At 43.9% G+C, this 6006-nt stretch carries 7 protein-coding genes and 2 pseudogenes; 5 read left to right on the forward strand and 4 right to left on the reverse strand.

Annotated features, from left to right (window positions below):
• From F6J94_RS28710 to F6J94_RS28720, 3 genes and pseudogenes are all read right to left on the reverse strand, one after another.
• A pseudogene (locus tag F6J94_RS28710) lies at positions 1-245 on the reverse strand (RNA-guided endonuclease TnpB family protein); the annotation flags it as partial.
• 82 nt (positions 246-327) lie between these two features.
• Positions 328-1005: a hypothetical protein gene (locus tag F6J94_RS28715; RefSeq protein WP_293046672.1), complete on the reverse strand. Its 678-nt coding sequence runs from the start codon at positions 1003-1005 to the stop codon at positions 328-330.
• On the reverse strand, positions 965-1570 hold the full coding sequence (locus F6J94_RS28720; protein ID WP_293046674.1) for an IS607 family transposase: 606 nt from the start codon (positions 1568-1570) through the stop codon (positions 965-967). The genes F6J94_RS28715 and F6J94_RS28720 overlap by 41 nt, the downstream gene beginning before the upstream one ends.
• 120 nt (positions 1571-1690) lie before the next feature.
• Between F6J94_RS28720 and F6J94_RS28725 the strand changes: the two are divergent.
• Positions 1691-1912, forward strand: a pseudogene (locus tag F6J94_RS28725) (ATP-binding protein); the annotation flags it as partial.
• Here F6J94_RS28725 and F6J94_RS28730 read toward each other — a convergent pair.
• Positions 1854-2966 (reverse strand): FHA domain-containing protein, encoded by a 1113-nt coding sequence (locus F6J94_RS28730; protein ID WP_293046676.1) that lies wholly within the window; start codon positions 2964-2966, stop codon positions 1854-1856. The pseudogene F6J94_RS28725 and the gene F6J94_RS28730 sit on opposite strands and share 59 nt — an antisense overlap.
• 97 nt (positions 2967-3063) lie before the next feature.
• On the opposite strand from F6J94_RS28730, the gene F6J94_RS28735 reads away from it, so the two are divergent.
• From F6J94_RS28735 to F6J94_RS28750, 4 genes are all read left to right on the forward strand, one after another.
• Positions 3064-3240 (forward strand): hypothetical protein, encoded by a 177-nt coding sequence (locus F6J94_RS28735; RefSeq protein WP_293046679.1) that lies wholly within the window; start codon positions 3064-3066, stop codon positions 3238-3240.
• Between the two features lie 278 nt (positions 3241-3518).
• Positions 3519-3731, forward strand: coding sequence for a hypothetical protein (locus F6J94_RS28740; protein ID WP_293025358.1), 213 nt, complete (start codon positions 3519-3521; stop codon positions 3729-3731).
• A 658-nt stretch (positions 3732-4389) separates the two neighbouring features.
• Positions 4390-4779 carry a peptidoglycan-binding domain-containing protein gene (locus F6J94_RS28745; protein ID WP_293046681.1) on the forward strand — a complete coding sequence of 130 codons (390 nt, stop codon included), beginning with the start codon at positions 4390-4392 and terminating at the stop codon, positions 4777-4779.
• A gap of 325 nt (positions 4780-5104) precedes the next feature.
• Positions 5105-5548: a peptidoglycan-binding domain-containing protein gene (locus tag F6J94_RS28750; protein ID WP_229415272.1), complete on the forward strand. Its 444-nt coding sequence runs from the start codon at positions 5105-5107 to the stop codon at positions 5546-5548.
• Positions 5549-6006: the final 458 nt, after the last annotated feature.

The following is a 6006-nucleotide window of genomic DNA, read 5'->3' on the forward strand; positions in this document are numbered from 1 at the left end:
TTTCTCACGAGTTTGGAACCGTACCGGTTACACAAATGCCCTAAAGTCTGCGAGAATTGGTAGAATGCCCAACTCATCATCGCGCGAGCAGTTTTACTCCTTAACTTCCTCCTCTTTTTAGCTACCATCTGAGAAGTCTCAAAAGTAGGCAGAACAATAATGTCGTAGTTTCTGGCTAGATAAGACGCTACTTGTTTATGAATCTCAGAACGCAGGTTTTTTATTCTAGTCCGTTGGCGTTCCATGGCTTTCCTGAGCTTGTAACGTAGCCTCTTGAATTTCCTCCCTTTGACTTTGTCATGCTTTGACTTTATTTGGTCGAGATGACTACAAAGCGTGGGCGTACTTGCTAAAATCACCATTTCCGAACTCTAAAAAATCCGAACCATCAAATCCTGTTACGAAAGTGCGGACGCCCGGATCTAAGGCAATAATTTTCTCGGTTATTGTTGGTTCAGTCCTTAGAGGCACAGGGAAGTGAGCAAACCACCTACCTTTGTTGAAGGTCAATTCAGTAGATCCGTTAGTCAGTACACAATAGTTGTGTCCCTTGAATTCTGGTAATGGTAGATGTTTTGTAGACGAAACCATCCAGTGGCCATTTTTATAGGCTGTAGGATCGAACTGTAGAGTAGCGGTTTGATCTCGAATACTCCTAAACCTGGCTAGTTTTCTTCCCCTGTCAGGGTTAAGTTTTCTTTTTTTCCCAATACCAATGTACTGTGGCTGTTTTTTCGTCTCCTTCCAGGCGGTGTAAGCTTCCATTGACGCATTGTCTAAAAGTTTTGATATACCTAGATCAATGCACCATTGAGGAATTAATCCAGAACTTTTTAAAAAAGTCCTAAATCCGTGCTTCCCTCCCTTCTTGGTAGTCTTAACATAGCCTTGTTCTCTGTTTAGATAATCAATAGATATGTTGTAGACCTTTCGAGAGGCTGCAACCCACTTCTTCCAGATCTTCTCAAGTTCCTTTACTGGATAAACTCGGTAACTCGCTGTCATCAAGGATTCGTTTTTTGTACTTCCTGAGTCCATAGAGTCGGCAACTAAAGACGTGGAGGATTGCAAGGATATCTTCGACCATTTCCTGTTCTGGGCTGAGGTGCGTTTCGTCGAGAACCAGTATCTTTGTCTCAAATTTGCCGCACAGCCATGAGATAAGATCGAACCCAAAGCGGCAAAGCCGATCTTTGTGGGCAACGACAATAAGCTCGCAAGTGTTGCTGAGAACTCTGTCCAGTAAGGATTGTAGTCCAAATCTTTTGAAGTTGAGTCCTGACCCGATGTCAAAGATGACTTCACAACCGGGGTAACGAGACTTAAGAAAGCGTACTTGTTGTTCAAGGTCACTCTTTTGAGAGCGGCTTGAAACTCTGGCATATAAGATGATGTCTCTTTTTGGTTTGGCTGGTCGAATAGAGACAACTGAATCCAAGTCGTATCTTCTTTGACCTCCCGGCGTCTTGATCCCTTTGATTTTCCCAGCTTCGAGCCATCTTTCGAGAGTTCTCGTTGAAACTCCAAGTCTTTGAGCAGCGACTCTTGGTGGAACATAGTTGACTGACATCGTTCTCCAAAGAGCTACTCTTTAAGTCTAAGGCAAGATGTCGGTTAATGTTAAGCTTTGTCAGGAGTTTTATTGATCAGGACTCAACTCCCATATTGGGGAAGAATATGTTCCGGTCATGGCTCGAATGTAGAAAATATTTCTGGTACTGGACTGGGGTTAGCTATTGTCAAAAAATGTGTCGATATCCATGGCGGGACAATTAGTCTAAACAGTGATGTCAGTGTTGGCACTACGTTTACGGTCATGCTGCCTCGTAGAGTATTAGATGCGGATCAACTGCTCAAGGTAACTGGAAAGTCCATTCCTGATTACCAATCTGGATCACATTTCCTGCACTGAGCCAAAAGGGTTGATGGGAGGTAAGCCGCTGTTGGTCCACAAAAGTACCATTGGAACTACCAACATCAATGATTTGATAGCGCACTTTGTCCTGAGGCTCTGGAATTTGGAGAATTTGGGCATGGTTGCGAGAACACATCGCATCTTCTAACACTAGGGTGTTCGTGGGTTCTCTGCCAATGGTGAAAGGATTAGCAGACAAAACAATGATGGTACCGGATGAAGGGTTTACTAAACGCCCCTTGCTTGGTGGGGTAGGATTGGAAAAAAGTACGGTTGGGGCAAGTACTGGTTGATCGCGAATCGGCAGACTGGGTGTGGCGGCTGATTCGTCTGGAATTGTAGCCCTAGGTACTTCTTGATTGACAATGGCGTGTTTAGAGTTAGCTTCTCCACCAGGGAGGATATTGACTTGCTGGATTGGTGGTGGGGAGAGTTCTGGGCGACCAGCATTGGCAATCTGCATTTTTAGGACGGCTTCATGTTCTGCTTCCTGTCGAGCACTCATCCCTTCGACTTGACGAATTATCCCCCGTGTGTTAGGAAAGCTGATGTCACTGACTCGCACATCTTCGATGGAAAAGCCTACGGTATAGTAAACGTCAACATGGTCGAGAACGTATTGTCGGACTTCTACTCGTCCCTGATTGGTTAACTGTTCCATCCTCAGGTGACTAATTGCTACTCCTAAACTATCTTTAACGGCACTAGTTAGGGCAGCAATGGGGTCAGATATTTCTAGGGCAACTCGTTTGGCATCTACGACTTGATACATTACATTCAAAGAGACATTGACAAGATACTGATCCCGGGATAGAAAGTCTCCCTGAGAGGTAATGGGCAAGTGCCGGAGTTTGCTGTCTACTAGGAGCAGTTCACATTTTTCTAGCCAGGGTAGGGCAAAGCTGACATGACGCCCTGGTTTCCATACCCGCACACACCGACCATTTTTGACAAATAAAGCGATATAGCCTGCCCCGATAAAGTCCATGCTCCACCCTGCCCAACGGTCTGGGGTCAGGGTTTGAATCAGTGGGGGTGAGTTACCAGACATTAGATTTTGTTTAGAGGAGTGATGGGGGTAGTGCTTTTTTTAGCATTCCGCCGACAGGATGGTCCGATGGAATACTGCCTGATCAATAGCTAGATGAATGTGGGACAGGGATTTACTGAAACTGACTGAATCAATTATAGCGCTACGCGCAAGTCAGAAGTTAGAAGTCAGAAGTCAAAAGGCAAAAGTGGGGAGGGTGGGAAGTGTGGGGAGAGGGGGAGATGGGGAGATCTCACAGGGGTTCCCACCACAAATCATTTTTGCGATCGCGTAGCGTGACCGTAGGTCAATCGCACTTTTATAATTTATAAATTCTAATTTAGAATTAGTTCAGTCTTCAGTCTCCATTCTTCAGTCTCCATTCTTCATTCTCCATTCTTCATTCTTCAGTCTCCATTCTTCATTCTTCATTCTCCATTCTTCATTCTTCATTCTTCATTCTTCATTTTGCCGATTCCCGATTTCTTAATAAAAAAAATTTCTAAACCCCTTGACAAACGATTAACTTATTAATACATTAATGATGTCCACAAAATCAATCCATAATTTCAGATGAGTAACAATTTTCCTCCTTCCGACAACCAAAGTCCTAAACCCAAGAAAGCCAAGCTCTTTTTGATCGGTTCTCCTGAAAAGGTTCGCAAAACAATTAATGCCATTTATTCCCTTAAGTATGCGGAACCAGACGAGTGGAGCACTCCGGAGCCGACGGGAAAACCTGGTGAGGTTATGACCTTTTTGATTCGATATTTTTACGTAGATTAAGATAGGATTTTGCCAGGGTTGCCCCCTGGCAAATCAGGACTGGCGAAGGATGTTTTGTGGAGGAATATGAAGCAGCATCAAGCAAAATGAGTTGGAATGTTATTGCTTTCCAGTAGTTGCTGACTAACTCGGGAATCATGTCATAGTTGATCTGAAATTATCGATAGTTGAGTGCAGCTCAGCTGTATTTGTGGAACGTTAAAGTACAGAATTCGGTCAAGGATTGGGGTTAACCCAAACTTGACCGATTTTTTTTTAGGGAGATAGGGAGATAGTGCAGTGTGTTCGCGTAGCGTGACCTATGGTCAATGGCGAAGCGCTAGCTTTTTGGGCTAATCGCCTATCTTGTATGGTGCGTTAAAAAGTGTAGCGCACCTGTTTTGCTATCAGTAATGCGTTCGCGTAGCGGCTCGTACCGAGCATCGCGTAGCGGCTCGTACCGAGCATCGCGTAGCAGCTCGTACCGAGCATCGCTTTCTCAACAAACACACTGAAACGGCTACAAGTTAGGTTAAAAAAGGGTTTTGAGCTTTGAAGTGGGGTTAATGGGGTGAGTTGAGATCAAAAAATTGGTGCTAACTCGAAAAATTCCAAAATTGGGTTTTGAGATCGTCTTAAGGGTGTAGAGACAAAAGACAGAGAATAAAAACTTTGTCCAATGTCGAAACCTGAAAAGGTATTCCATCGTAAACGTCAAATCATTAAGGAAAAGAAATCCCTCATGGCAACTAACACTATCAATTCTAACTCTGTACTAGCTAATGGTTCTCAAGTAACTAGTCAGGCTAACGCTGCTTACGTCACCCACCTACCAGTTTTGAAAAAGGGAACAGCCGGTGAAGCTGTCCGCTTTCTCCAGCAGTTCTTAAATTGCTACACGGTCTATTATTTGGTTCTTGACGGACAGTTTGGCTCCCAAACAGAACAGGCAGTAAGGGATTTCCAAAGCAACTACAACTACTTCGGCAAATCTAATCCTGACTACTTGATTGTAGATGGGATTGTCGGGAAAGAAACCTATCGTGCCATCGGTAATATGTTTTGCTAAAGATCCCAAATTAGTGCGTTCGCGTAGACGGTAAATCGCGAAGCGCTCTTTGGACTAATGCCTGATCTTGTCGGGTGCGTTAACAACGTGTAACGCACCTTTTTTGCTATCAGTAATGGGTTCGGGTAGCGGCTCCGAGCTTTTTACCCCAACACACTGAAACGGCTAAAAGTTAGGTTTTAAAAGGGTTTTGGGCTTTGAAATGGGTTTGAATGGGGTGAGTTGAGATCAAAAAATTGGTGCTAACTCGAAAAATTCCAAAATAGGGTTTTGAGATCGTCTTAAGGGTGTAGAGACAAAAGACAGAGAATAAAAACTTTGTCCAATGTCGAAACCTGAAAAGGTATTCCATCGTAAACGTCAAATCATTAAGGAAAAGAAATCCATCATGCTAACTAACACTATCAATTCTAAATCTGCACTAGCTAATGGTTCTGCACTAGCTAATGGTTCTGCACCAGCTAATGGTTCTGCACTAGCTAATGGTTCTGAAGTAACTAGTCAGGCTAACGCTGCTTACGTCACCCACCTACCAGTTTTGAAAAAGGGAAAAGCCGGTGAAGCTGTCCGCTTTCTCCAGCAGTTATTAATTTGCTACATGGGCTATTCTTTGGTTTTTGACGGACAGTTTGGCCCCCAAACAGAACAGGCAGTAAGGAATTTCCAAAGCGACTACAACTACCAGGGCAAATCTAATCCTGACTACTTGATTGTAGATGGGATTGTCGGGAAAGAAACCTATCGTGCCATCGGTAATATGTTTTGCTAAAGATCCCGAATTAGTAGGGATATAGCACAGGGCGGTGAACTCAGCCCCTGCTCACCGCCCGTTACAATCATCTGATCACTGGTGACTGGTCACTGAATTACTCCCAACTCAACCCAAAATGCCTCGCCGCATCCTGGCAATTAAGGCGGTATCATCTGAAGAGCAGGTCATAATTATACAATAAATTCTTGACCAAAATCAAGTCCTAAACCTAAACAATTTCAAAATATATAATATCTAACTACCGACCAAACTCCCTCAAGTTTACCTCTGAACAGCCCCCGTTAAGGGGGTTTTTTGATGCTAACAGAATCCCAGGAAGTCCCGACCGGCTATTTGGTCTATACAGCTCGTTACTGTTAGTAATTAATCCAATTTAGCGTTATCTTGTACTCTCTGTAACAAACACAAGGGCAGGGATATAGCCTCGGTTGCACCAGGGACAATTTACCCCTGGA

Source organism: Moorena sp. SIO1F2 (assembly GCF_010672755.1).
In the GTDB taxonomy this organism is placed as follows: Bacteria; Cyanobacteriota; Cyanobacteriia; order Cyanobacteriales; family Coleofasciculaceae; genus Moorena.